Origin of the sequence: Flectobacillus rivi, from assembly GCF_030056655.1 — a bacterium.
In the GTDB taxonomy this organism is placed as follows: Bacteria; Bacteroidota; Bacteroidia; order Cytophagales; family Spirosomataceae; genus Flectobacillus; species Flectobacillus rivi.
The window spans coordinates 1-23,979 of the sequence record NZ_JASHIE010000003.1 but is presented as its reverse complement, the minus strand read 5'-3'; the positions used below and the strand labels follow the sequence as shown (position 1 = coordinate 23,979).

The window sequence follows — 23,979 nt, the reverse complement described above, 5'->3', positions numbered from 1 at the left end:
TTGTTTCAATCGGAGCGAAAGCTCGGGATGTGTCCTGCCCGATATATCCATTTGTCTCTAAATTCACTTTTAAATTAGCAAAATTACAATGAGTGCAAAGCGAGTGGCGGTGTTCCGCAAAGAACACTTCAATGCCGCACATCGCCTTCATAATCCCAATTGGACGGATGAGAAGAACGAGCGAGTTTACGGTAAATGTAACAATCCAACCTTTCATGGTCATAATTATGAATTAATTGTACAAGTGATTGGCGAACTAGATCCTGAAACTGGCTATGTGATTGATATGAAGGTGTTGAGCGATATTATAAAGTCTGAAATCTTGGATAGATTTGATCACAGAAACTTAAATCTTGATACAGAGGAGTTTAAAGATCTTAATCCTTCTGCCGAGAACATTGCTATTGTTATTTACGACATTCTCAGAAACAAACTAAACCCAAACTTGGATATTAAAATCAGATTATATGAAACAGAACGAAACTTTGTTGAATACCCTGTTGGATAATAATGGAAAATTATTGCTAACTGATGAAGAAATTGGCGATGACCACATTGCGACTTCTGTAGATACACCTATGCGTGCTGATGCCTTCGAGTTGAGTGATGAAGAAAAAATAGCTCAAATTGAATACCATTTCAGACAAATTATGGAAACCCTAGGTCTGGATTTGACTGATGATTCATTGAAAGGTACGCCAAAACGTGTAGCAAAAATGTACGTCAAAGAAATTTTTAGTGGTTTAGACCCTAAAAATAAACCTTCTATTGCATTGTTTGAAAATAAATATCAATACAATGAAATGTTGGTTGAAAAAAATATTTCTTTCTATTCAAACTGCGAACACCACTTTGTACCAATTTTTGGCAAGGCTCATGTGGCTTATATCGCTGAAGGAAAGGTAGTTGGTTTGTCAAAGCTAAATAGAATTGTTCAGCATTATGCAAAGCGCCCGCAGGTACAAGAGCGCTTGACAGTACAGATTGCTAGGGATTTACAAGAAATTTTGGGTACTGAGAATGTAGCTGTAATGATTGATGCAAAGCACCTTTGTGTAGCCTCTCGTGGTGTAAAGGATGATACCTCATCGACGGTTACAAGCTATTATGGAGGCAAATTTCAGGAAGAAAGTGTACGTCAGGAGTTTTTAAAATATATAGGAATCTAGAAAATAATTTGATTGTTTCTTAAAGCTCAAACAAATGAAGGCATTTGAAGTTTATACTTTGAATGTCTTTTTTTTGTTTAAAAGAATTTTGAAAATACTCCACAAAATATGATGAAGAATTATTTAGTTATTGGTGCAAGTTCAGGTATAGGTGAGGCAATCGCTTTGGAATTACTGAGAGAAGGACATCAAGTTTTTTCTGCTTCTAGAAATACACCAAAGGTAGAAGGAATTACTCATTTGGCTTGGGATGCAAGTTCTCCAGATGTCTCAATTTTTAGCCAATTGCCTGAGTCACTGGACGGACTGGTATATTGTCCTGGTACAATCAATTTGAAACCCATCAATCGATTGACTTTGGATGACTTTAAAAATGATTTTCAGATAAACTTAGTAGGAGCAGTATCCGTCATACAGGCGGTGTTGCCTAAGCTTAAAAAAGCAGATGGTGCATCAATTGTGTTATTTAGTACCGTCGCTGCCAAAATAGGCATGGGGTTTCATGCATCAGTGGCAGCCTCAAAAGGAGCTGTTGAAGGATTGACAAAATCGTTAGCCGCTGAGTTATCGCCTGTAAAAATTCGAGTAAACTGCGTGGCTCCATCCTTGACAGATACACCTCTAGCGAAAAATTTGCTTTCTACAGAAGAGAAAAAAGAAGCCTCCAACAAGCGCCATCCTCTTGGCAGAGTTGGTACAGCAGAGGATATAGCTCGCATTTCTACCTTTTTATTAAGTGATTCAGCCTCATGGGTTACAGGACAGATTATTGGCGTGGATGGAGGTATGGGAAGCATTAAAGGTGCATAAATTTGAAATATTATTATCGACTTTGGTATTTTTTCTGTAAAATTGAAACAGCATATTCGTCCGAGTGTGCTGTTTTTTTAACCTATAATATTACAACTATGTCGTTTTTACTTGTCTTATTAGTTATTGCCTTCCCTCTGTTGGCGCTTTCGTTTGCTATTGTAAACCAAGGAACTGTCGCAGTAGTGACTATTTTTGGGAAATATCAGCGAATTATGACGCCAGGGCTAAACTTCAAAATCCCTTTTGTTGAAGCAATCTTTAAAAAAATCTCTATTCAAAGTCGTTCGATTGAACTCGAATTTCAAGCTATTACTGCCGATCAAGCCAATGTGAATTTTAAAGCCATGTTGGTGTATGCCGTAATGAATCAAGAGGAGGAAACGATTAAAAATGTAGCGTTTAAGTTTATGGATGAGCGCTCGTTTATGCAAGCCTTGATTCGTACCATTGAAGGTACTATTCGTGCTTTGGTAGCAACTAAGCGTCAAGCTGAGGTACTTGGTCTGAGAAGCGAAATCGTGATTCAGGTAAAGGAGCATATCGATAATACACTCGAAACATGGGGGTATCATTTGATTGATTTGCAACTGAATGATATTGCCTTTGATGAGGCGATTATGCGCTCGATGGCACAAATTGTGGCATCGAATAACTTAAAAGCTGCTGCCGAAAACGAAGGTCAAGCTTTGTTAATTACCAAAACAAAAGCAGCTGAAGCTGAAGGAAATGCCATTCGTATCGCAGCTGAAGCCGAAAAAGTGGCAGCACAATTACGTGGTCAAGGGGTGGCTTTGTTCCGTGAGGAGGTAGCTAAAGGTATGGCAGAATCGGCTAAGGTGATGAAAGATAACCAACTGGATGCGTCGCTTATTTTGTTCTCTATGTGGACTGAAGCCATTAAGCATTTTGCAGAACAAGGAAAAGGAAACGTGATTTTCTTGGACGGTTCTACCGAAGGAATGGAAAAAAATATGAAACAACTTACGGCTTTGCAACAGCTTAAAGAAGTAAAATAAATCAAAAACCGTAGACTTTAATGGTTAAGGTCTACGGTTTTAATAACAATTCTTTTATCAAATCCTTTCTTTCTGCGGTCAATAAATGCCCATTATCTGGTAGATAAATAAATTGTTTGGGCGCTTCAGTAATCATTGAATCCAAATAAGCTCCATTTCGGGTATCAATAATCCAATCTTTCCCTCCCTGCAAAATAACCACTGGGCAGTGTATTTTACGCCAATCATTTTCTAAGTTCAACAGTTGTTTTTGGTGATCAAACTTTTCTTCACTGGCTCTATTTACATAATAGGGCAAGAAAAATTTCACAAAATCCGAATTTACAGGTTTCGAGAACCACCAGTATTTTTCTAATTTTGGCGCACAAGCTGGTGAAATTAGAAACAGTTTTTTGACCAAATTGGGATAATCCATCGCTAATTTGGCTGCAATGGCAGCTCCATACGAACGTCCCACTACGGTAATTTCGTAGTCAGGATACTTTTTAAGTAACTCATAAAATGCTTTTGCCTGTTCATCGATAGATACCAACTTTTTATCAGAGTGATTATATCCGAATCGGTCTGCTGCTACGATTTTAAATTCCTTCAATAGCAACGAGTCGTTCAAATAATCTTTGTACCCAAACCATGCACCAGGTGCTCCATGTATAAGAAATAGCAGTTTGTGACTGATGTTGGTTGATTGAGCAAAATATATTTTTTTATGCTCATATTCTGCATAACTAAAGTCAGGCTTGGGAGGCAAAGCCGCATAGTATTCATCCACTTGGCTGGTGCTCATAGTAAAACCTTGCAAACAACCACTCAGACCTAATATACTACAGACAAATGCCAACAAAATAAGACTATATGCTTTCAATGAAGTGTTTTTGATTAAGCGATAAATTGACTTCATTCCATTCAATATTTTTGGAAACAGGAAACTTTCTTATAGGACAATCCTGCACTTTACAATAGTAACAGCAATCATCTAAACATGGGTCGGCATGAATGAATATTTCTACATTACCTTGAAATTCAGCGCCTAAAATATCCTCAAATTCATGCACATTAGCATGCACAACTTCAAGATTATAATAACGCGGCAAAGTGATATGGCAGTCAATATGAAGATCGGCACCGTAGTGTTGGATTCTCAAATTATGAATATCTATCCATTCAGATTTTTTATTATTTTTCAAAATTTGGACTACTTTCTCCAATGTTTCTTGGTCGGTTTCATCCATCAAACCACCTATTGATTTTCGCATGATTTTTATCCCACTCCAACCCATATAAAGTGCAAATATTACAGAAGCTACACCATCCACCCATGCAGATTTGGTAAAAACCACCAACGCAACGGCTGCAATCAATATGACACCACTTTGGGCATCTAATTTGAGGTGTTTTCCATCTGCTATTAAAGTTGGAGACTGATATTTAATACCTTCTTTTTCAATGTAATATCCTAAAAACCAATTGACAATAACGCCAGAAATAATAATGCCTAAGCCCAAGGGAAGGTCAGAAAGAGGCTGTGGGTTAAAGAAGTTTTGTACCGCATGAAATATGATAAAGATACTTGCCAAGACAATCAAAACACCTTCTAATCCTGCCGAAAAAAATTCAATTTTTCCATGCCCATACGGGTGGTTAAGGTCTTTGGGCTGTGAAGCTAGGTAGATGGCATAAAAAGCAAATCCGCTAGCTACTACATTAATGATTGATTCAAGGGCATCAGTCAGAATAGCACTTGAATAGGTCATGTAATAGGCCACAAATTTGACTATCATTAAAAAAGTACTAACTACAAACGAAGCTAGGATAATCCGATATTTAGGGGTCATGGTATTGTAAGAATTTCCACAAAGGTACTGAAAGGGAGTTGATTACTGGTTGAGGATGCTTTATTTATCCTTTACCATTTTGAAAAAAATACGACTCCAATTTTCTTTTAAGCCTTCAGTTTGTCAAACGAAAAATATAGGGAATGATTTAGAAAACCGAATCGATTTCGGAATAGTTCAAATAAAACGTAATATTTCCTGTTTTGTATCTCAGCTTCTTACTCTACCTTTGTGATATGACAAAAGAAAAAAATCCTTGGACCAAAACCTCTTCTACCCAAGTATACGACAATCCATGGGTAAGTATTCGACACGAGGAAGTGATTAAACCTAACGGCGAACCTGGTATTTATGGGGTAGCGCATTTTAAAAACAAAGCCATTGCAATTGTTCCTGTCGACAGCGAACTAAATACTTGGCTGGTAGGACAATACCGTTATCCTTTAGAGGAATATTCATGGGAAATTCCGATGGGCGGCGGAGCGTTGAACGTAGAAAGTCTGGAATCGGCTAAGCGTGAATTGAAAGAAGAAACAGGAATTTCTGCCGAAAGCTGGACTGAGTTAGGACGCATCCATACTTCAAATTCTGTAACAGACGAAGTGGGTTATATGTATTTAGCCGAAAATCTCACTTTTGGAGAATCAGAGCCAGATGATACTGAAATTTTGAAGATTCAAAAAGTGAGTTTGTCAAAAGCTATCGAAATGGTGATGAATTCAGAAATCACAGACTCGTTGAGTATTGCAGCCTTGTTAAAAGTAGCTAGGTTGAAAGGAATTTAATTAGGAAGAACATTTTGTTTGGGACAAAGGGCTACCTTTTAAACCCAACCAAATTTTAAGATATTTTGTATGATAACAGCAGCGTTTTTTGGCTTTTTGTATGGCTTTATTCTATGTTTTACATTTGGACCAGCCTTTTTTAGATTGATACAAACGAGTATTGATAATGGCTATAAAAGTGGTATGTTGATAGCCTTAGGAGTAACAGCCGCAGATGCTATATTAATGTTTTTGGCAGTTTTTGGAACCGCTTTTTTGCCTCAAATCGACAATTTTGATATGTATTTATCTGTTGGTGGAGCGGTGTTATTAATAGGTTTGGGATTAATCAGTATTTTCAAACAACAGCCTCAGTTAGTGTATCCCAAAACAAAATTTGGCACCGTATTGTACTATTTTACCTCAGGGCTATTTCTTAATCTGCTCAATCCTTCCAATTACATTGCAGTATTTGGTACATCTACCTACTTAAAAGGAGCGCAACATTTCGACTTAGGACAAATCATCATTTTCTTTTGCTTGAGTTTGGTAGCCACTATGCTTGCAGAGTCGCTTATCTCTTATTATGCCAATAAAATGAAAAAGGTGCTTACGCCTAAAATCATCACACGCATTAACCAAGTCGCTGGCTTAGTATTCATTGGTTCGGCTATGGCTATCTTGTACAAACAGTTTATGATTTAACCATGAAAATCCTCATCGCTTGTGATTCTTTCAAAGATGCTCTTTCTGCTACAGAGGTTTGTAAGGCGATTTCTGACGGCATCCTTTGTACTTTTCCTCTATCTCAAATACAACAGAAACCATTAGCAGATGGGGGAGAAGGTACGCTGGAGGCTCTGAAATTGGCGTTGAATGGAACTTATCAGTTTGTACAAACCTTTGATCCACTACACCGTCCTATTGAGACTAGTTATTTGTGGATCGCTGAACAAAAAACAGCTGTTATCGAAATGGCAAAAGCCTCTGGGTTAGAGTTACTTTTACCAGAGGACAGAAATGTCATGCAAACATCTACTTTTGGTACAGGTATATTGGTTAAAGATGCGCTTGAACAAGGAGCTAAAAAGATATTTTTGACGGTAGGAGGAAGCGCTACAAACGATGTGGGAATGGGTATGGCGAAAGCGCTAGGGTATGAATTTTTAGATGAAAAAGGAAATAAATTAGAGGCATCAGGAGAAAATGTAGGGAAAATCGCCATCATTAATACTGAGCGTATCGATAAAAGAATTTGTCAGACTGAATTTTATGTGGCAACAGATGTGACAAATCCTCTTTTTGGGAAAAATGGTGCTGCTTACGTGTATGCTCCACAGAAAGGAGCAAGCCCCGAGCAGGTTGTTGCATTGAATCATGGTCTAGAACATATTCATCGGTTGTTGAAAGATACTTTTTCGATTGATACTCAAGAGATTGCTGGTGCGGGTGCAGGTGGAGGAATGGGTGCAGGTGGGATTTGTTTTTTGGGTGGAAAAATCATTTCCGCTGCCCAATGGGTTTTCGAAACAATGGCTTTATCCTCTGCTATCGAGCAATCGGATATAGTTATTACAGGTGAAGGTCGTATTGATATCCAATCTTTTCAAGGAAAGGTGCTTTCGGAAGTTTTGAAATACGCTAAAATGTATCAAAAGCCTATTTTCGGAATAGCTGGACAGATTCAAGAGCTTGATAAGCTTTTGGAGATTCCAGAAATGGTATATGTGAGTGCCATACAAACGGGTCCAGAAACCTTGGAGAATTCTCTTAAAAACTGTAGCGAACTCCTTGTTCAAAAAGGAAAAGTTATCGGAAAAATGCTCAAAATGATTCAACATGGATAATCTTGAGGAGTCATATTGCTTGTTCGAACGAACAGTTAATGCTTTTGAGATTCTTAATCAAGAAGAATTACAGAAATTCTATGCACTATTCAAGCCAGTTAACTTCAGTCGAAAATCTGTACTCACAGAGTCGGGTTCTACTGAAAAATATTTGTATTTTGTGGTAGAAGGTGTTCAAAGAATCGTTTTTCAAGACGATTTGGGTCATGAAGCTACCATTTTGTTTACCTATCAAGGGAATTTTGGTGGGATTTTGGATTCAATGTTAACTGGTAGAGCTACCCAATATACCTATGAAACTCTCACCAAATCTATACTACTTCGTGCCAACATTAATGAGGTTCGAGCCTTGGGGAAAATCTATCCAGCTATTCATAACCTATTATTTGAAGGTTTGCTGTATGCCTTCAGTGGTCTGCTCGAAAGATTAGTGGAAATACAATGCTATTCGGCGGAAGAAAAATTTCGGATTTTATTGAAACGCAGTCCACATATCCTCCAGATTGTTCCGCAAAAGTATTTAGCAAATTATATTGGTATCGATGCCACCAATTTCAGTAAGTTTCTCAATACTGTTAAATTGTAAATCTTAGAAAATACCAAGATTTATCATTTGTTGAGAATATACCTTTGTCCCGAAATAAACTATTTTACTTTATGGCACTAACTTATTTTGATACAAAGGAAGAATTGCTCGATTTTTTGACTCAACTAGCAGAAAAACAATTAGATAAAACCGTTGAATGGCGACAGTCTATCGATGTTACAATCCTACTACAGCCTAGCAATACAGGCGGTTGGAGTATGGCTCAATGCTTGTCGCATCTAAATGCCTATAGCGACTATTATTTGGCTAGTTTCCGACATGGAATTTCAACTCATGAGAAATACTTACAGAATCATTCCATCAAATCGACATGGTTAGGAAGATTGGCGATTAAAAGCATGCATCCCGAAACAGGAAAAAGTAAGTTTAAAGCTATGAAAGGCTATATTCCAGACACCGAGCTTCCTGCTCTCGAGGTATTAGATACTTTTATATCCCATCAAAAGAATTTACTGGAAGTGCTTAAGCTTGCCAGAAATTATCAACTCAATCAGATTACGATTCCTATTTCAATTGCGAAATTTTTGACATTAAGATTAGCTGATGCACTTTATTTTTTAATAATCCATCAAGAGAGACATATACTCCAAGCAGAGCGGAATTTAAAGGGAAAATAGCAATTCATTAAAAAAGGCGACCGAAAACCTAGTTTCGATCGCCTTTTTGATGCTTAAAGAGGAATGAAAGAATTCATTCAATCTTTATATTTATTTTGATAAGAAATTTTCCCAATCTTCAATTTGCTCTTTTTTCTTGATCACCCTTGGAAATTTATTTTGACCACCCGTTTTTCCTTTCGATGCCATGAAATCATAGAAAGTTTTAGCAGGAAGTACCCTCACTTTCATTTCACGAAGTGCGTGCTTTCTTTCTACAGGATAATCATCGTTTATTTCACAAAGGGTTTTGTCAATAAATTGTTCTAAGGCTTCCGCTTCTATTTTATCGTCAGTGCCAACGTACCAGTGATGCGCGAAGGTGGTTTCTACCTTTTTCCCAACAACCGTAAACTCTCTAATATCGATATTGAAATGTTTAGAAGCCAATTCAATCGCTTTGTTCATGTTATCGACAGAAAGGTGTTCGCCACAAAGACTTAAAAAGTGCTTCGTACGACCTGTAATAACAATTTCTGCATTTTTCTTATTGGTAAATTTAATGGTATCGCCAATCAAGTATCGCCATGTTCCTGATACCGTAGAAATAAGCAAAGCATACTCTTTACCTTCTTCTACTTCGTCAATCATCAAAGTTTCAGGACGTTCGACCATTGCTCCATCCGAATCAAAGTTGTTTTCGTTGAAAGGCACAAATTCGAAGAAAATACCATTGTTGAGCACCAGACGCATATCGCTATTTGGGTGCGTTTGATATGCCAGAAATCCTTCTGATGCCAAATAGGTTTCGATATAAGTAATCGGACGACCGAGGAGTTTTTCAAAACCTTGTTTGTAAGGTTCAAAACTCACGCCACCATGACAGAATATCTCCAAATTTGGCCAAATATCGTGGATATTATTGACACCATATTCCTTGATGATTTTTTCCATCAATAACTGAATCCATGCTGGAACGCCCACAATAAAGCCAATATCCCAATTTTTAGCTTGTTTGGTGATTTTATCTAATTTCTCGCTCCAATCACGAGTAGCAGCTATTTTTTTACCAGGCTTATAAAATCTTTCAAACCAAAAGGGAATCTTTCCTGCGGTAATACCACTTAAATCACCTTCATAATGAGTTCCCATTTGTTGTAATTCAGTGCTACCACCGAGCATCAAATATCCTTTTTCGTAGAGCTGAGGAGGTAAGTTTTTATAGGCACCCAAGGACAGAATCTGACGAATAGACGTTCTATGAATAGCCTTTACCATATCCTTTGTCACAGGAATATGTTTGGAGGCGGCCTCTGAGGTACCCGAACTTAAAGCAAAATATTTTACACGCCCCGGCCACGCAACATTTTTCTCTCCTTCGTGAGCTTTATACCACCATTCACTATACATTTTATTGTAATCATAAACAGGTACTTGATTTTTAAATTTGGTATAATACTCTTTGTCATCCGAAAACAAAGCTGCATTCATGATGTCTTCAAAATTGTATTTATCTCCAAATTGCGTAAATCGGGCTTTATTCAATAACTTAATAAGTGTCTTTTTCTGTAGTTTGGCATGATTCGTTTTTTTACGTTGAATCACAGTTGTCAAACCAATTCCTTTCTTAAGTAGATTACCGACTATTGCCATATTATGATTAATATTTTGATAGAGAAAAAGAACATAATGATCTTGGTACTGAATTACAAAGCAACATTGCTACTTAATCTCTGTATGATGAAAAATGATTTTCAAAGTTATTGTTAAATTTTGAGGTTAAAATAATGTAAATGTTAAATTCTTAACTGAGATTTAGCATTTACTCCCCCAATTGAAGGGATTTTAATACATCAATCGCTTTATAATCAGTCAAATCGAATTTTACAGGTACAATGGCAATATAATTTTCTTTTAATGCGTCTTCATCGGTATTTCCGCCTTTATCATCATTCTGCAAATAACCATCCATCCAATAATAGGCTCTTCCGTAAGGGTCTTTTCTTTCTTCGAAGGATTCTCTGAAAAGCGCATCTGTTTGGCGGCATATCTTGATTCCTTTGATTGCCTCTTCAGACTTAGCTGGAATATTCACATTCAAGGCTACGCCGTGTGGTAGACCATTTGCTAGAATAGTCTGAGCAATTTGCTTGATATATGGCTCGCCATGACCAAACTCAATATCAGCCCCAAATTCACATAATGAAAAGCCAATGGCAGGAATACCCTCAATCGCTGCTTCGATAGCAGCCGACATCGTTCCGCTGTAAATGACAGCAATCGAAGAGTTGGAACCATGATTAATCCCACTCACTACCAAATCAATCTTACGACCTTTTAGAATAAAATGTTTTCCAAATTTAACACAATCCGCTGGAGTACCGCTGCACTTATAGGCTTTGACATCTGGTAAAAAATTGGGCACTTCACTCACACGCAAAGGGCGATCAAGCGTAATAGCGTGGCCCATACCTGATTGATGAGAGTCGGGTGCAACCACAACAACTTCACCTAATTGTGACATAATGGCAGCGAGTGTTTTGATACCTTTAGAAGCGATTGAGTCGTCGTTTGAAATAAGAATTAATGGCTTTTGCATTGCAAAGTTGATTTTAGGGATTGTTTTAGTTTGTAGTTATTCGTGAGTTTGAGTTGGCGTAATGATTTAATAGTATATTCATTATTGAGGATACTCGCAATCTATTGATAGTTTGTATGGATTTCATAACGGTTCAACTAATTACAATAACTTCTTTTCTTTAGCGAATGACTAATCACAAATAACGTTTTCTCCCAAAGGAAAAATGATTACATTTGAAATACAATAAACAAAAACAACCTCAAATTTTGTCGTTATCTTGAAGCTTGTTCTCAATGTGTCTATTGATTTTGACCCAAAGATAATAGGCTTTTAGAGATTAAATTTAGTTTTGACCTCAATTATGCCATGTTGAAAATTATTGGTAAACTGATTTTACAGCTAAGTGGCTGGAAGATTGTAGATAAGACTCCCTTAGGAATTAAGAAATATCCCAAAGCTGTGATTATTGCTGTGCCACATACGTCCAATTGGGATTATCCGTATGCTATGGCAACCCTTTATGCTATGGGTTGTAAGATTCGCTATCTGGCAAAGGATTCACTTTTTAAATTTCCGTTGGGTCTCATAATTCGTGGCTTAGGAGGAATTCCTGTTAATCGTTCTCAGAAGAACAATTTGGTGCAGATGATGACAGATTTACTCATAAATGCTCCTGAAATGCAATTGCTTGTTCCAGCTGAAGGCACCCGATCCTACACAAGCGAGTGGAAATCTGGTTTTTATCACATCGCCAAAAATGCTGGTGTACCAATTGTGCTTGGCTTTTTAGATTTTGGAAAAAAAGAAGCAGGATTTTTAGGGGTATTTCAGCCTTCAGGGAATTATGAGGAGGATTTACCCAAGATTCAATCGTTTTATAAAAATATTACCCCAAAACACCCAGAATACTTTTCATTAAAGGATGCAAAACTCGATTAACTTAAAAAATGCTACCGTTGAGGATATTCCTCTGATTCAATCTATTGCCGAACAAACTTGGCGACCCACTTATGGACATATCTTGACTGAAGAGCAGACGCTGTTTATGTTAGACATGATGTATTCTTCAGAATCCTTGACCCGACAGTTTGAGACCAATACCTTTATTTTTGCTTACGAAGGTGAATCCCCGCTCGGATTTGCTGGTTTCGAGCCCAAAGATGATGAGGTGATGAAACTTCATAAACTGTATATGCTCCCCGCTGCCCAAGGTAAAGGCATTGGAAAATTATTGATTCAGGAAGTGGCAAAATATGCTAAGCAACAAGGATTAAAATTTGTTCATTTAAACGTAAATCGCAATAATAAAGCGATTGGTTTTTATGAGAAACAGGGTTTTAAAATCATTAAAGAGGAGGATATTAATATCGGTAATGATTATTGGATGAATGATTATGTGATGCAGTTGGATGTCTAGGATAAATCATAAAAAATAGAAATTTGTAAAGGATGCTACGTGAAAGTTTTAACTCCTTACTATCTAGAAGTCTTTCTTGTTTTAGGGATAATAGTATTAGATGGTATAATTTTAATAAACTCTCAAACAAGTCAAGAAAACCAAGTTAGAAGAAAAAGCTGCAGCCCGTAAAGCAAAGATGGATTCTTTATCCCCAGAAGAAAAAGCGGCTTTAAAAGGTAAAAGAAAAGAACTGGTAGAAAAATGGAGAAGCTTAAGTCCAGAAGAACGAAAAGCACTCAAAGAGGAATGGAAGGCTAAAAAAGCAGGAAATTAACAAATATGATTCCTTCCGAATGTCTAGGATTGGGATTATTCTCCGATTTTTTGATGCCACTATGCTAGATATGACTAGGCTTAAGACAGAATCATTGCGTCTTAAGCCTAGAATACAAATTTTTACATAATCACTCACTCAATTTATTTTATAGCATTGTAATTTTTTCAAGCACTTGCTGAATCAAACTTTCGGTATGTTTTTCTGGATTTTTTGAAAATTGATGCGTCATTCTTGACGCTACGATAGCGCTCATCGAAAGTACTTCATGACCCAATAACTCTCCAAATAAATAATATCCTGCCGTTTCCATCTCCAAATTCGTTAACACATTTCCTTGAAATGAAAATTGATTAAATTTTTGAAGTAAATTTTCTTGTTTAGGACTATATCTTAAGACTCTTCCTTGCGGTGCATAAAACCCTGGACAAGTCACGGTATTTCCTTCAAAATACAAGGGATTCTTATTGTCAAAAAGTAAATCATAAAGTTTTTGAGAGCCAAATGATGTGTAAGATAGAAAATCCAAGTTCATTTGTGCTTGAACCGCTTCGGAAAAGGAAGATGTTGTAGTTGGATAAAAATGCCCCAAAGCATCAAACCCAATTCCTCTTTTTGACACCACGTAGCTATCCACTGGAATACTTTCTTGTAGACTTCCTGATGTGCCTATCCGTACGATATTGAGGCTAGTATGAGCTTGTTTAACAGTTCGAGTAGATAAATCGACATTCACGAGGGCATCCAGTTCATTCATCAAAATTTCGACATTATCGGTACCAATACCACTAGAAATCACAGACAGTCGAGTGTTGCCGATATATCCTGTGTGCGTCACAAACTCACGTTTCGATACCTTTTTTTCTATTTTGTCAAAATATTTAGAAACTACCTCCACACGGTCAGGGTCGCCTACCGTAATGATGGTATTAGCAATATCTTCAGGGCGTAAGTTCAAATGATATATGCTTCCATCAGGATTTAGAATTAAGTCGGTTTCAGAAATTGATTTCATAGGTTGTTTTTTTAAGATTGTTGATTTACGTATTTCCTAAGTTAAAAATAAAAAACCTCTCATCGAAATGAGAGGTTTGTATTTTGTATCAAATTTTAATTATTCTGCGCTAAGCTGAAAGCTAGAATAATCTACATTTGTTTTCTGGCGACTTTTGAATCCAAATTCTGGCGAGTAATTGTCAGACTGTTTGCTGTAATACCCAGAAGGATTATACGGGCGCTTGCGAGGGTGATTTTTACATTCTTCAGAACAAGCTCCTTCCATTTTTTCTAAACAACTAGGACAAATAGGCACGTGCTCATTACATTCAGGATTGGCACAATTGACCATGTGGTCGCTAATCGTTTCGCAAATATGACATTTTGATATAACCTCTGGATTCACCGTATTTACAGAAGTTGTCACACGATTATCAAATACATAACATTTGCCTTCAAAATCCTCTCCACCTTCCTCTAATCCGTATTTGATAATACCTCCATGTAATTGATATACATTTTCAAAACCTTGGTCAATCAAATAGGCTGAAGCTTTTTCGCATTTGATACCACCTGTGCAATAGGTAATGATTTTCTTGTCTTTTAGGTGTTCAATTTCATGAACATGGTCAGGCAGTTCGCGCAAGGTTTCCATATCAAACGTGACAGCACCTTTAAACTTTCCAACCGAGTGCTCATAGTTTGAACGCATATCTACCAAAACGACATCAGGATCATTTTTCAATAATTCCTTAAAATCTGCTGGTTCAAGGTGTTTACCTGTACGAACGCGCGGATTAACTGGTAAATCTGAATTAACGATTTCTTCTTTGACACGAACGTGCAATTTGGCAAAAGCGTGTGTGTCATGCTCTTCAACTTTGAAGTCAAAGTCACTTCCTGCAAAAATAGGGTCGTTTTCCAACCAATTCATGTATTTCTCACAATCTTCCGCTAAGCCAGATACAGTTCCGTTTAAGCCTTCTGATGCTACGATAATACGACCTAAGAGGTTGTTCTCGATACAATATAAGTGGTGAATTTCTCTATATTCCTCAGGATTGGGAATAGGAGTATAGTTGTAATATAAAAGCACTCTGTATGGCTTCATCTTCAACATGAGTTACAGATTAAAAAAATGATTTAAGTTGCAAAGATAATTAAGTTATAGCAATGTCACAAAATGATTGAACCTTCCTTGATGGGTTGAGTTTGGATTTTGAGGTAAAAAAATAGACCTTTGCACCGTTTTAAAAAAGAAAAACGTTATTTCTCGAGTGCGAAATAGACCTCGCACAAGAATTCATATCTCATCATCATTTTCATTTTATGCACATAGCAGTTACAGGAAATATCGGCGCAGGAAAAACTACTTTAGCCAGCAAATTGGCAGAGCATTTTGGTTGGGAAGTGCTTTTCGAAGCGGTTGAAGGTAATCCTTATTTGGCCGAGTTTTATTCGGATATGCCTCGTTGGGCCTTTCATCTACAAATGTATTTTTTGAAAAGTCGTTACGAACAAGTAATGCAAATACAACGTTCTAACCGTCGTATTATTCAAGATCGCACTATTTATGAAGATGCTTTTATTTTTGCCATGAACCTTTACAAAACAGGTATTATGAGCGAAAATGACTACGGTACTTACCGTGGTATCTTCGATTTGATGATGCAAACCGTAAAAGCGCCAGATTTGACTATCTATTTGAAAGCTGATTTACCTAAATTAGTTCGTCAAATCGAGAAACGTGGACGTGATTTCGAAGCAAATATATCTCACCAGTACTTGGCTGACTTAAACGACCATTATGAAGAGTTTGTCAATGGATACACCGAAGGAAAGCTATTGGTAATAGATGTTAATGATTTAGATTATGTCAACAATGCAGCGCATTTTGAGCATGTGATAAAAGAAGTTGATAAGGCGCTTTTGTATCAAAAATAAATTAACCAAGTTCCCAATAAATACTAAAATATAAACAAAGAGAAAAGAATATTACTCATTGTTTATATTTTAAAAATATACTATATTTCAACAATATGCTATGAGAATGATGGTTGCTGATTCATTTATATAATATATTGCCTAACTGGTGATCAAATCAAGTGGTTGTGATTACAGACAAAAAGCTAAATTTTCAAATTATAGAATACCTTTAAAAACTAGGACAATAATCGTTAAGCCTAAACCCAATGTCAAGAGAAAACTTTTACGAACCCGAAGAAAACGAAAATGAGTCAAGCTCAGCGTATGAACAGTACAATTTTCCTGAATTGGCAGAAAAGCTTCGTAGCTCAACCTCTTATATGAATGTCTTAAAACAACAAGTTGCGGAGGAGCCACAAGACAACGAGGAACAAACAAAGGCAAAATTTAAACGCCTGAAAGCGATGTATTACAAAGCAATGTCTGAAGGTGAATTTAAAAATTAACAAACATGAGTCATCCCGAATTTTAAGATTGGGATTATCCTTCAAATTTTCATCAAAAAAGCGGTCGGAAAATATTTTCCGACCGCTTTTTTGATGCTACCATGCTAGATTTTTACTAAGCTTCAGACGCAATCATTGCGTCTGAAGCTTATATTCTGTCTGAATCGTCATATAAAAATCTTTTGGGTTATGAGTTATGATAAGGCAACCAAAGATATTTGTTTGTCAAATATAACCCACTAAATTAAGATGAGAATGAAGTACTCAAGCGAGTTGATTTTTGAAATACTCAACGAAATGATTTCAGGCAAAAGTATGAATGCTATCTCACGTGAAAAAGGTATTCCGATTTCTACCATTTTTAGTTGGAAACAACAGCATATCGACTACTACACGAAGATAGAGGACCAAAAAGAAAAGTTTAGAAGACTCAAAGAAAATTATCAGAGAGCGGATGTGAAAAAGAGTAAAGTAAAATGATAGAATGGTGGTTGTCTAGCCTCTCAATTTTGAGAGGTTTTTTTGTACTTTAGACATAAAAAAAGCGTCCTGATTAATCAGGACGCTTGTGACGATGGGGAGACTCGAACTCCCATACGGTTACCCGCACTACCACCTCAAAGTAGCGTGTCTACCAATTCCACCACATCGCCTTGTACTTTGATGATGCAAAAGTAGAGAGATAAATTGACAAAGCAAAATAGTACTAATCACTTTTTTTAAATAAAAAATGTAGGATTTTTTTAAGTATTTGAAAATCAGAAATTAAATTAGCATATTATTTTTAAACTTTTTTTTTGATGGCATTAGAATTAGAAGGTACTTTGATTAAAGTACAACCTGAACAGACAGGAAGCGGTAAAAATGGTCAGTGGGTAAAACAAGAATTTGTGGTTGAAACACAAGAGCAATATCCTAAGAAAGCTTGCTTCTCAGCTTGGGGTGACCGTACAGCTGATTTGAAACAATTTGCTTTGGGAGACAAACTTAAAGTGACTTTCAGTGTAGAATCAAGAGAATACAACGACCGTTGGTACACAGACTTGAGAGCTTATCGCATTGATCTAGCATCAGAATCGTCAGCGGCTGCTCCAGCATCAAATTCTTACCAAGCGCCAGCGCAACGTCCTGCTACGCCACAAGCGTCATCAGTGGATTTGCCTTCATTCAGCGAAGACGAAGATTTACCGTTCTAATTAAGGACAAAAAAATAGCGTTGAGAAATCAACGCTATTTTTTTTATACAAATGCTCCTTTAAGTTTTTGAGATTTGAGCCAATCAGGCTTCGTAATGCTTACTTCTGCTCGTAATTCATTCAAAAGAGAATATAAACCAAAATACGTTCGATTGATATAAAGCCCGTGTTGTGAACCTCTAGCGACTTTGGAATTTCGCAACTCGTCCAGTTTTTGAAGCTTTTCTGCATACAAATACACCTGCTCAAAATAGCTATCATCTGCAAAGTCAAAAGTTTCTTCTCCAAACGGACGACCCAATAAGTAAATCATTTCTTTAAATAACTTAGAAAAGAATGCTGATTCTTCTGGAGAGTCTGAAGCAACAATAAACTCTAAAGTTTTGAAGATTTCATTCATCTTTGACTCATCCTCCAACGTATCAAAATTGATTAGGGCAAAATAATTGTCGTAAAACAAATCTGGAATTACCTTAATACAACCAAAATCAATAATACCCATGGTGCCATCTCCACGCATCAAAAAGTTGCCTGGATGAGGATCTGCGTGGACTTGGCGTAGATTATGAATTTGATAATCATAAAAATCCCATAACGCTTGCCCAATTTGATTCCTGATTTCTTGTGAAGGATTTGTTGCCAAAAACTCCTTCATGTGTAAACCCTCGAGCCAATCCATCGTCAAAATTTTATCACATGAAAGTTCTGGATAATACTTTGGAAAAAAGACATTCGGGATATGTGCACACGCTTTTGAGATTTCTACTGAGCGTTGTAACTCTAAGACATAATTAGTTTCTTCAAGCAATCGGTCATGTACCTCACCCATGTATCTATCTACATCCTTGTCATTGAGACCAAACATAGCAATAGCAATAGGTTTGACCATTTTAAGGTCTGCACCAATACTCTCCGAAACACCTGGGTATTGAATTTTAACAGCTAATTGCTTTCCATGGAGTTCAGCCTTATGAACTTGTCCAATCGAGGCGGCATTCGAAGCGCTCATTTCAAACTTATCATAAAGCTCACTAGGAGATTTTTTGAAATGCTTTTTAAAGGTTTTTACCACCAACGGTCCAGAAAGCGGAGGGGCAGAATATTGAGACATCGCAAATTTCTCACGATAGGCTCTTGGCAACAATCCCTTATCCATACTCAACATTTGCGTTACCTTAAGCGCAGACCCTTTCAGTTCGCTCAATGATTCATAAATGTCTTCAGCGTTATCTTGGTGTAACTCTTCTCTTGAGGTAGCAGGGTCAATGATTTTTTTGACATTATGCTTGAGATAATTTCCCCCAATTTTTACTCCCGTTTTTACAAATTGTGTTGCGCGGGCTACTTTGGAGGTAGGTATCGAATTTTGTTCTTTCATAAATAAAGCACTAATTCTAAGGGCGAACTAGCATTAACGATTTTGATACAAAAATTTGGCAAAGTCTAACACCGAATCCAATGCAGAGCTAGCCATCAAGTCAAAGGAAGTATTAACAGCTTTTTCAATCATGGCATCGGTTTGTTCAAACCCCTTCGAACGGTCTTTTACCCAAAAATCCAAAATCATCAATAGCTGAAGCCACAAAGCATCTGGATAGCGTTCGTCCAAGTATTTTCTAGGTTGAACCTCCTTACTTTCTTTTCCTTCCAAAATCAAATCTCGTGTGTAATCTTTAAAGGCGATTTTGAGATCTGTTAAAAAAGTAGGCGTTTTTAACTTACGCTTGTCAATTAGCCTCCAAGTTTGAGAGGCATAACTTCTATTTTCTTTCAAAACCTCAATCCAAGTGTAGTAGAAGGCCAATAGTTTTTCTCTGACAGAATATCCTGCATAGATAGAATCGCTTTCGATTCGTGTAACAGTATCCTTGAAAAAGTCCAACCAAATGCTGCTTTCTAATAACTCAAATGAATTGTAGTATTCATAAAATTCTACTTCTTTCATTTTAAGCTTTTTGGTAAAAGCATAAACTGAAGCTGGATGTGCGCCATTTTCCAAAAAATACTCAATAAAGGCCTGTTTGATTTTTTCTGATTTTTCCATACTCTTTCCGTTTGTGTAGATAACATGATGTAAAAAAACTTTGTTTAATTAAATTAAGAAAATTTTCAATAAAAGTACAAAAGCCCTCTATGAAAGCTTTATCATAGAGGGCTTTTATTATTTCAATATAAACATTCTCAAAACTTTAGTTTCCTTAGAAGTATTTACTCTTAGAAAATACATGCCATTTGCATAGCTGGAGGTATTAATTAAGAAATAGTTGGAGGTAACATTTTGATAGTTGTACTCATTTAAGGTATTGCCATTTTCAGAAATGAGTTGAATCGTGATATTTTCAGTTCCGCTAAATTGTATCTTGATATTTGCACTACTTTTGACAGGATTCGGGTCAACGCTTACTTGCAGAGAATTACTTTCAGAAACAATGGTCGAATTATTCACTAAAGATTTTCTGCGATAACTTAATTCTAGTGCTGCTCTAGTCCGTATCTTTTGATCATTGGTAAAAAGGCTCATACACACATCAGGAGAATAATCCATATAATTCTCAATCTGATTGGTTACTGTAACACCATCACAAGTAGAGGTCATTTTGTTGCAAGTAAAGCCAGCGTTTAGGCTCTCAATCGTTGGGGTATCATCACAATAGTCTGTACCACAACGAACATCTCCTGTAGGATGTAATAAGCCTAACCAGTGACCGACTTCATGGGTGGTAGTTCTGCCCATGTTATAGGTTGTGCTAATAGTCCCACAACATTTACCAAAATATCTGTAGTCTATTACAACACCATCAAATAGTTGTTGCTCTGCTGTTTCGTCAGAATTGGGAATAAGCCCAGGCAAATAGGCATCGAAAGGAAATCCAGAATATCCGATAGTGACTGGTGTGGAAGTGATTCCACTTTTTACTACATAGATATTCAGATATTTGTATGGATTCCATTTTGAAAAAGCTGTAATAGTGCTCAGCTCTTTAATGATGTCAAATCCGACTTTACTAGAGTAATGGCGGGTAATACCTTTAGTGGTTTCACCAGTAGCGATGGAATCTGCCAAAAAGAATTCTATCTGCATATCAGCTCCGATGGGATTGGTATTAAATCCTGCAGTGCCCTCTTTTCTGCGGTAATCTTCGTTTAAGGTTTGTATCTGCGATAAAATTTGCTCGTCACTGATGTTAATATTGTTAGTTCCGCCAATGGTTTTACTAGCTGTATTATGGATAACATGAACTACAACAGGAATACGGATTGTCGAGTATGCCGTCGTTCTGGAGGCTTTCAGCGCGTTGGTATATTGCTGAACCTGATACTCAAAACTACTTTTTTGCTGTAACCATCTTTGGTTGATGGTTTGATTCAGGGAGTCCTGAAATACAACACCACATTTGCTTTGAGCAAATGTGGTGTATGAAAAGATAACAGCTAGTGCGCTTAAAATACTTTTTTTCATTTCTGGAAAGATGAATAAGATTTTTGTGCTTCTTTTTCCGCATCCGCTTTATCGTAAGCCATAATAATGTCTCTTACTAATCGGTGACGTACAACATCTTTACCATCTAGTTCAATAAAAGAAATCCCTTTGATACCCTGTAGAATCTTAGTTGCTTCTACTAAGCCTGACTTTACTTTAGTGGGTAGGTCTATCTGTGATTTATCTCCTGTGATAATCACTTTGGAATTAACCCCCATACGAGTCAAGAACATTTTCATTTGCATTGGAGTGGTGTTTTGGGCTTCATCCAATAAAACAAAAGCATTGTTCAGGGTACGACCACGCATGTATGCCAAGGGTGCGATTTCTATAACACGGTTTTCGATAAAGAACTTCAACTTTTCTGGCTGAATCATATCGTCTAAGGCATCATAGATAGGACGCAAGTACGGGTCAATTTTTTCTTTTAAATCACCTGGTAAAAAACCTAAGTTTTCACCTGCTTCAACCGCTGGACGCGTAATGATAATTTTTTTGACTTCCTTATTTTTAAGCGCTTTTACCGCAAGGGCAACCGCTGTATAAGTTTTTCCTGTACCAGCTGGACCAATCGCAAATACGATGTCATTTTCCGCTGCGGCATCGATGAGCTTCTTTTGATTGGGCGACTTCACGCGAATTACCACGCCTTTGGTACCGTACAATAAGACATCATCGTCCTCTTTTATGATTACAGGAGCCTCTTCTTCATTATTCTTATCCCTAGAAAGATACGTTTTTACTTGTTCTGTTGTAATTTTGCCGTACTTCTGAAAATGCACAACCATCGACTCAATAATTTCGGTAATCTTGACAATGTCAGAAATAGATCCTCTGATGGTGATTTCGTTACCTCTGGAGATAAGTTTACTTTGTGGAAAAGCTTCAGCTACTACTTTGATATTGCTGTTTTCAACGCCAAGGAAACCAACTAACTCAACGTCTTCGAGTGTAATTATTTTTTCTGTCAAATCTAAAAATGAATAAATGTTAATCGATGATTTAGTCTTATAAGCTACTAAACTAACAAAAATAACGCTTGTTTGTGTTCGCTTCTTATAAGATTAATTCGAAGTTTTTTTTTGACTCTGTAAATCAAACCCTTAGGTTTTTTTTGCAAAATGGGATTGTGGTAATATGAGAAAATATTTGTAAAATTGTATTAATGGAACAGTCAAACAGAAATAATACCTTTAAAAAGCCCTCCAATTTTGCTGGAGGTCGAATATCTGCGACCAATCGTTGGCTGGATACAGGTTTGGGTAAAATCCCACCTCAAGCTGTCGATTTGGAAGAAGCTGTGCTTGGGGCTTTGATGATAGAGAAGGATGCTCTTACCGCAGTGGTAGACATTTTAAAACCTGACTCATTTTATAAAGAAGCACACCAAAGAATATATGGAGCCATTACTCAGCTTTTTGCTGCGTCTGAGCCAGTAGATTTACTTACAGTAACCAATCAATTACGTACCAATGGTGAACTCGAAATGGCTGGTGGGGTATCCTACCTTGCCGAATTAACGCAAAGAGTTAACTCAGCGGCTAATATCGAATTTCACGCACGTATTGTTGTAGAACATTCTTTAAAGAGACAATTGATTACGGTATCTTCTGAAATCCAAAAAATGGCTTATGAAGATACAACCGACGTATTTCAGTTGTTGGATAGGGTAGAACAAGAACTTTTTAGAATTTCAGAGGCCAATATTCGTAAAAATTATTCGGATATGTCGCAAATTATGCGAGCTGCCTTGTTGGAGTTAGAAATGAAGAAAAATCAGAAGGATGGTCTTACGGGAGTTCCTTCAGGATTTAGTGCATTGGATCGAATTACTTCTGGATTCCAAAAAACAGAATTGATTATCATCGCTGCTCGCCCAGGTATGGGTAAAACAGCCTTGATTCTTTCTGCTTGTCGTAATGCAGCAGTAGATTTTGGTCAAGCGGTAGCGGTATTCTCTTTGGAGATGTCCTCGGTTCAGCTTGTCAATCGTTTGATTTCATCAGAAGCTGAATTAGAATCTGAAAAATTAAGAAAAGGTAATTTGGCTCCACATGAATGGGCGCAATTACATGCAAAAATTGGTCGTTTAACTAATGCCCCAATTTTTATTGATGATACGCCAGCGTTGTCACTTCTTGAACTTCGTGCTAAAGCTCGTCGTTTGAAAGCCCAACATGACATTCAAATGATTGTGATTGACTACCTACAACTCATGTCAGGCGATACTGGAGGAAAAGGAGGAGGAAACCGTGAGCAAGAAATTGCGACGATTTCACGTTCCTTGAAACAATTGGCCAAAGAGTTGGATGTTCCTGTGATTGCACTTTCGCAGTTGAGCCGTGCAGTAGAAACTCGTGGAGGAGATAAAAAGCCACAGTTATCCGATTTACGTGAATCTGGGTCAATCGAGCAAGATGCGGATATGGTAATGTTTATTTATCGTCCAGAATATTACGGTATTACGCAAGACGAAAATGGACAGTCGATTGCTGGAATGGGAGAGTTGATTATTGCTAAAAACCGTGCAGGTTCTCTAGATACTGTACAGTTGAGATTTATTGGTAAGTACACCAAATATTGTGATTTGGATGCTACAGATTATTCAAGCTTTACTAGTGGGGATTCATTGCAGTCTTTTGCAGCTGTTCCAGACACGATGGCAGCCTTTGAAGGCGGAGCAAGAACGGTAGGAAGTAAAATGAATAATTTCCAATCTGGAGGAGGCGAAATGCCATCTTTTGGTACTACTCCACCAAATCAAGATGTTCCTTTTTAAAATTAGTGAGTTTTGATTGAGTGATGAACTGTATTAAAAATCAAACTTTCAGGCAAATATTATTTTGTGAGCGCAATTTTATTTGCCTGAAAATCATTCTGAAACACAGTATTGTTTTTGACGATAGCGAAAGCTTG

27 protein-coding genes and 1 tRNA gene are annotated in these 23,979 nt (G+C 37.0%); 17 read left to right on the top strand and 11 right to left on the bottom strand.

Features of this window, described 5'->3' with window-relative positions; genetic code table 11:
• The first annotated feature begins 88 nt into the window (after window positions 1-88).
• The 4 genes from QM481_RS04545 to QM481_RS04530 all read left to right on the top strand — a co-directional run bounded on the left by QM481_RS04545 (window position 89) and on the right by QM481_RS04530 (window position 2,998).
• A complete protein-coding gene (locus QM481_RS04545; RefSeq protein WP_283380804.1) occupies window positions 89-508 on the top strand; it encodes a 6-pyruvoyl trahydropterin synthase family protein in 420 nt (139 codons plus the stop codon).
• Window positions 468-1,169: a GTP cyclohydrolase I FolE gene (folE, locus tag QM481_RS04540; protein ID WP_166550216.1), complete on the top strand. Its 702-nt coding sequence runs from the start codon at window positions 468-470 to the stop codon at window positions 1,167-1,169. Before QM481_RS04545 ends, folE begins: the two co-directional genes overlap by 41 nt.
• A 108-nt stretch (window positions 1,170-1,277) precedes the next feature.
• Complete coding sequence (locus QM481_RS04535; protein ID WP_283380803.1) at window positions 1,278-1,979, top strand: SDR family NAD(P)-dependent oxidoreductase; 702 nt, start codon at window positions 1,278-1,280, stop codon at window positions 1,977-1,979.
• 98 nt (window positions 1,980-2,077) lie between these two features.
• Window positions 2,078-2,998, top strand: a complete 921-nt coding sequence (locus tag QM481_RS04530) for an SPFH domain-containing protein (RefSeq protein ID WP_166550214.1) — start codon at window positions 2,078-2,080, stop codon at window positions 2,996-2,998.
• 31 nt (window positions 2,999-3,029) lie between these two features.
• Here QM481_RS04530 and QM481_RS04525 read toward each other — a convergent pair whose 3' ends face one another.
• Window positions 3,030-3,896 carry an alpha/beta fold hydrolase gene (locus QM481_RS04525; protein ID WP_283380802.1) on the bottom strand — a complete coding sequence of 289 codons (867 nt, stop codon included), beginning with the start codon at window positions 3,894-3,896 and terminating at the stop codon, window positions 3,030-3,032.
• Window positions 3,847-4,830: a cation diffusion facilitator family transporter gene (locus QM481_RS04520; protein WP_283380801.1), complete on the bottom strand. Its 984-nt coding sequence runs from the start codon at window positions 4,828-4,830 to the stop codon at window positions 3,847-3,849. The genes QM481_RS04525 and QM481_RS04520 overlap by 50 nt, the downstream gene beginning before the upstream one ends.
• A 236-nt stretch (window positions 4,831-5,066) precedes the next feature.
• Here QM481_RS04520 and QM481_RS04515 point away from each other — a divergent pair, with 236 nt between their 5' ends.
• The 5 genes from QM481_RS04515 to QM481_RS04495 all read left to right on the top strand — a co-directional run bounded on the left by QM481_RS04515 (window position 5,067) and on the right by QM481_RS04495 (window position 8,665).
• Complete coding sequence (locus tag QM481_RS04515) at window positions 5,067-5,615, top strand: NUDIX domain-containing protein (protein ID WP_166550211.1); 549 nt, start codon at window positions 5,067-5,069, stop codon at window positions 5,613-5,615.
• 69 nt (window positions 5,616-5,684) lie between these two features.
• Window positions 5,685-6,299 carry a LysE family translocator gene (locus QM481_RS04510; RefSeq protein WP_283380800.1) on the top strand — a complete coding sequence of 205 codons (615 nt, stop codon included), beginning with the start codon at window positions 5,685-5,687 and terminating at the stop codon, window positions 6,297-6,299.
• 2 nt (window positions 6,300-6,301) lie between these two features.
• Window positions 6,302-7,441: a glycerate kinase gene (locus QM481_RS04505; protein WP_283380799.1), complete on the top strand. Its 1,140-nt coding sequence runs from the start codon at window positions 6,302-6,304 to the stop codon at window positions 7,439-7,441.
• Entirely contained in the window at window positions 7,434-8,027 is a 594-nt protein-coding gene (locus QM481_RS04500; RefSeq protein WP_283380798.1) for a Crp/Fnr family transcriptional regulator, read from the top strand. Before QM481_RS04505 ends, QM481_RS04500 begins: the two co-directional genes overlap by 8 nt.
• Before the next feature lie 71 nt (window positions 8,028-8,098).
• The gene (locus QM481_RS04495; protein ID WP_283380797.1) at window positions 8,099-8,665 is read left to right on the top strand and encodes a DinB family protein; all 567 of its coding nucleotides are present in this window, start codon (window positions 8,099-8,101) and stop codon (window positions 8,663-8,665) included.
• Window positions 8,666-8,755: 90 nt separating this feature from the next.
• Here QM481_RS04495 and QM481_RS04490 read toward each other — a convergent pair whose 3' ends face one another.
• A complete protein-coding gene (locus tag QM481_RS04490) occupies window positions 8,756-10,297 on the bottom strand; it encodes a GH3 family acyl-acid amido synthetase (RefSeq protein WP_166550206.1) in 1,542 nt (513 codons plus the stop codon).
• Window positions 10,298-10,466: 169 nt separating this feature from the next.
• Window positions 10,467-11,243 carry a 5'/3'-nucleotidase SurE gene (gene surE, locus QM481_RS04485; protein ID WP_166550205.1) on the bottom strand — a complete coding sequence of 259 codons (777 nt, stop codon included), beginning with the start codon at window positions 11,241-11,243 and terminating at the stop codon, window positions 10,467-10,469.
• Between the two features lie 348 nt (window positions 11,244-11,591).
• Between surE and QM481_RS04480 the strand changes: the two genes are divergently transcribed.
• From QM481_RS04480 to QM481_RS04470, 3 genes are all read left to right on the top strand, one after another.
• Window positions 11,592-12,164 (top strand): lysophospholipid acyltransferase family protein, encoded by a 573-nt coding sequence (locus QM481_RS04480; protein ID WP_283380796.1) that lies wholly within the window; start codon window positions 11,592-11,594, stop codon window positions 12,162-12,164.
• Complete coding sequence (locus QM481_RS04475; protein ID WP_283380795.1) at window positions 12,148-12,642, top strand: GNAT family N-acetyltransferase; 495 nt, start codon at window positions 12,148-12,150, stop codon at window positions 12,640-12,642. Before QM481_RS04480 ends, QM481_RS04475 begins: the two co-directional genes overlap by 17 nt.
• A 178-nt stretch (window positions 12,643-12,820) precedes the next feature.
• The gene (locus QM481_RS04470; protein WP_283380794.1) at window positions 12,821-12,958 is read left to right on the top strand and encodes a hypothetical protein; all 138 of its coding nucleotides are present in this window, start codon (window positions 12,821-12,823) and stop codon (window positions 12,956-12,958) included.
• Window positions 12,959-13,106: 148 nt separating this feature from the next.
• On the opposite strand, the gene QM481_RS04465 is transcribed toward QM481_RS04470, so the two are convergent.
• Both QM481_RS04465 and trhO read right to left on the bottom strand, forming a co-directional pair.
• Window positions 13,107-13,973: a nucleoside phosphorylase gene (locus tag QM481_RS04465; protein WP_283380793.1), complete on the bottom strand. Its 867-nt coding sequence runs from the start codon at window positions 13,971-13,973 to the stop codon at window positions 13,107-13,109.
• Between the two features lie 99 nt (window positions 13,974-14,072).
• Entirely contained in the window at window positions 14,073-15,065 is a 993-nt protein-coding gene (gene trhO / locus QM481_RS04460) for an oxygen-dependent tRNA uridine(34) hydroxylase TrhO (RefSeq protein ID WP_166550200.1), read from the bottom strand.
• A 218-nt stretch (window positions 15,066-15,283) separates the two neighbouring features.
• On the opposite strand from trhO, the gene QM481_RS04455 reads away from it, so the two are divergent.
• The 3 genes from QM481_RS04455 to QM481_RS04445 all read left to right on the top strand — a co-directional run bounded on the left by QM481_RS04455 (window position 15,284) and on the right by QM481_RS04445 (window position 16,866).
• Complete coding sequence (locus QM481_RS04455; RefSeq protein WP_166550199.1) at window positions 15,284-15,898, top strand: deoxynucleoside kinase; 615 nt, start codon at window positions 15,284-15,286, stop codon at window positions 15,896-15,898.
• Between the two features lie 248 nt (window positions 15,899-16,146).
• On the top strand, window positions 16,147-16,386 hold the full coding sequence (locus QM481_RS04450) for a hypothetical protein (RefSeq protein ID WP_166550198.1): 240 nt from the start codon (window positions 16,147-16,149) through the stop codon (window positions 16,384-16,386).
• A 255-nt stretch (window positions 16,387-16,641) separates the two neighbouring features.
• Window positions 16,642-16,866 carry a hypothetical protein gene (locus QM481_RS04445; RefSeq protein WP_166550197.1) on the top strand — a complete coding sequence of 75 codons (225 nt, stop codon included), beginning with the start codon at window positions 16,642-16,644 and terminating at the stop codon, window positions 16,864-16,866.
• 89 nt (window positions 16,867-16,955) lie between these two features.
• Here the strand turns inward: QM481_RS04445 and QM481_RS04440 are convergent.
• A tRNA-Leu gene (locus QM481_RS04440) sits at window positions 16,956-17,039 on the bottom strand.
• Window positions 17,040-17,186: 147 nt separating this feature from the next.
• Between QM481_RS04440 and QM481_RS04435 the strand changes: the two genes are divergently transcribed.
• On the top strand, window positions 17,187-17,582 hold the full coding sequence (locus QM481_RS04435) for a DUF3127 domain-containing protein (RefSeq protein ID WP_166550196.1): 396 nt from the start codon (window positions 17,187-17,189) through the stop codon (window positions 17,580-17,582).
• A 43-nt stretch (window positions 17,583-17,625) separates the two neighbouring features.
• Here the strand turns inward: QM481_RS04435 and QM481_RS04430 are convergent, their stop codons facing one another.
• The 4 genes from QM481_RS04430 to QM481_RS04415 all read right to left on the bottom strand — a co-directional run bounded on the left by QM481_RS04430 (window position 17,626) and on the right by QM481_RS04415 (window position 22,034).
• Window positions 17,626-18,960, bottom strand: coding sequence for an ABC1 kinase family protein (locus QM481_RS04430; RefSeq protein ID WP_283380792.1), 1,335 nt, complete (start codon window positions 18,958-18,960; stop codon window positions 17,626-17,628).
• A gap of 33 nt (window positions 18,961-18,993) precedes the next feature.
• Window positions 18,994-19,626 carry a TetR/AcrR family transcriptional regulator gene (locus tag QM481_RS04425; protein WP_166550194.1) on the bottom strand — a complete coding sequence of 211 codons (633 nt, stop codon included), beginning with the start codon at window positions 19,624-19,626 and terminating at the stop codon, window positions 18,994-18,996.
• A 117-nt stretch (window positions 19,627-19,743) separates the two neighbouring features.
• A complete protein-coding gene (locus QM481_RS04420) occupies window positions 19,744-21,042 on the bottom strand; it encodes a M43 family zinc metalloprotease (protein ID WP_283380791.1) in 1,299 nt (432 codons plus the stop codon).
• The gene (locus QM481_RS04415) at window positions 21,039-22,034 is read right to left on the bottom strand and encodes a PhoH family protein (protein ID WP_283380790.1); all 996 of its coding nucleotides are present in this window, start codon (window positions 22,032-22,034) and stop codon (window positions 21,039-21,041) included. The genes QM481_RS04420 and QM481_RS04415 overlap by 4 nt, the downstream gene beginning before the upstream one ends.
• 194 nt (window positions 22,035-22,228) lie before the next feature.
• Here QM481_RS04415 and dnaB point away from each other — a divergent pair, with 194 nt between their 5' ends.
• Window positions 22,229-23,842 carry a replicative DNA helicase gene (gene dnaB, locus QM481_RS04410; RefSeq protein ID WP_283380789.1) on the top strand — a complete coding sequence of 538 codons (1,614 nt, stop codon included), beginning with the start codon at window positions 22,229-22,231 and terminating at the stop codon, window positions 23,840-23,842.
• Window positions 23,843-23,979 lie beyond the last annotated feature (137 nt).

Bases quoted from the DNA above. Each gene is read 5' to 3' on its own strand.
- QM481_RS04545 (WP_283380804.1), top strand. From the start codon at position 89: ATGAGTGCAAAGCGAGTGGCGGTGTTCCGCAAAGAACACTTCAATGCC.
- QM481_RS04455 (WP_166550199.1), top strand. From the start codon at position 15,284: ATGCACATAGCAGTTACAGGAAATATCGGCGCAGGAAAAACTACTTTA.
- dnaB (WP_283380789.1), top strand. From the start codon at position 22,229: ATGGAACAGTCAAACAGAAATAATACCTTTAAAAAGCCCTCCAATTTT.
- surE (WP_166550205.1), bottom strand. From the start codon at position 11,243: ATGCAAAAGCCATTAATTCTTATTTCAAACGACGACTCAATCGCTTCT.
- QM481_RS04435 (WP_166550196.1), top strand. From the start codon at position 17,187: ATGGCATTAGAATTAGAAGGTACTTTGATTAAAGTACAACCTGAACAG.
- QM481_RS04505 (WP_283380799.1), top strand. From the start codon at position 6,302: ATGAAAATCCTCATCGCTTGTGATTCTTTCAAAGATGCTCTTTCTGCT.
- QM481_RS04425 (WP_166550194.1), bottom strand. From the start codon at position 19,626: ATGGAAAAATCAGAAAAAATCAAACAGGCCTTTATTGAGTATTTTTTG.
- trhO (WP_166550200.1), bottom strand. From the start codon at position 15,065: ATGAAGCCATACAGAGTGCTTTTATATTACAACTATACTCCTATTCCC.
- QM481_RS04475 (WP_283380795.1), top strand. From the start codon at position 12,148: ATGCAAAACTCGATTAACTTAAAAAATGCTACCGTTGAGGATATTCCT.
- QM481_RS04480 (WP_283380796.1), top strand. From the start codon at position 11,592: ATGTTGAAAATTATTGGTAAACTGATTTTACAGCTAAGTGGCTGGAAG.
- QM481_RS04535 (WP_283380803.1), top strand. From the start codon at position 1,278: ATGATGAAGAATTATTTAGTTATTGGTGCAAGTTCAGGTATAGGTGAG.
- QM481_RS04515 (WP_166550211.1), top strand. From the start codon at position 5,067: ATGACAAAAGAAAAAAATCCTTGGACCAAAACCTCTTCTACCCAAGTA.
- QM481_RS04495 (WP_283380797.1), top strand. From the start codon at position 8,099: ATGGCACTAACTTATTTTGATACAAAGGAAGAATTGCTCGATTTTTTG.
- QM481_RS04490 (WP_166550206.1), bottom strand. From the start codon at position 10,297: ATGGCAATAGTCGGTAATCTACTTAAGAAAGGAATTGGTTTGACAACT.
- QM481_RS04525 (WP_283380802.1), bottom strand. From the start codon at position 3,896: ATGAAGTCAATTTATCGCTTAATCAAAAACACTTCATTGAAAGCATAT.
- QM481_RS04530 (WP_166550214.1), top strand. From the start codon at position 2,078: ATGTCGTTTTTACTTGTCTTATTAGTTATTGCCTTCCCTCTGTTGGCG.
- QM481_RS04500 (WP_283380798.1), top strand. From the start codon at position 7,434: ATGGATAATCTTGAGGAGTCATATTGCTTGTTCGAACGAACAGTTAAT.
- QM481_RS04450 (WP_166550198.1), top strand. From the start codon at position 16,147: ATGTCAAGAGAAAACTTTTACGAACCCGAAGAAAACGAAAATGAGTCA.
- QM481_RS04520 (WP_283380801.1), bottom strand. From the start codon at position 4,830: ATGACCCCTAAATATCGGATTATCCTAGCTTCGTTTGTAGTTAGTACT.
- QM481_RS04430 (WP_283380792.1), bottom strand. From the start codon at position 18,960: ATGAAAGAACAAAATTCGATACCTACCTCCAAAGTAGCCCGCGCAACA.
- QM481_RS04470 (WP_283380794.1), top strand. From the start codon at position 12,821: ATGGATTCTTTATCCCCAGAAGAAAAAGCGGCTTTAAAAGGTAAAAGA.
- QM481_RS04465 (WP_283380793.1), bottom strand. From the start codon at position 13,973: ATGAAATCAATTTCTGAAACCGACTTAATTCTAAATCCTGATGGAAGC.
- QM481_RS04510 (WP_283380800.1), top strand. From the start codon at position 5,685: ATGATAACAGCAGCGTTTTTTGGCTTTTTGTATGGCTTTATTCTATGT.
- QM481_RS04420 (WP_283380791.1), bottom strand. From the start codon at position 21,042: ATGAAAAAAAGTATTTTAAGCGCACTAGCTGTTATCTTTTCATACACC.
- folE (WP_166550216.1), top strand. From the start codon at position 468: ATGAAACAGAACGAAACTTTGTTGAATACCCTGTTGGATAATAATGGA.
- QM481_RS04445 (WP_166550197.1), top strand. From the start codon at position 16,642: ATGAAGTACTCAAGCGAGTTGATTTTTGAAATACTCAACGAAATGATT.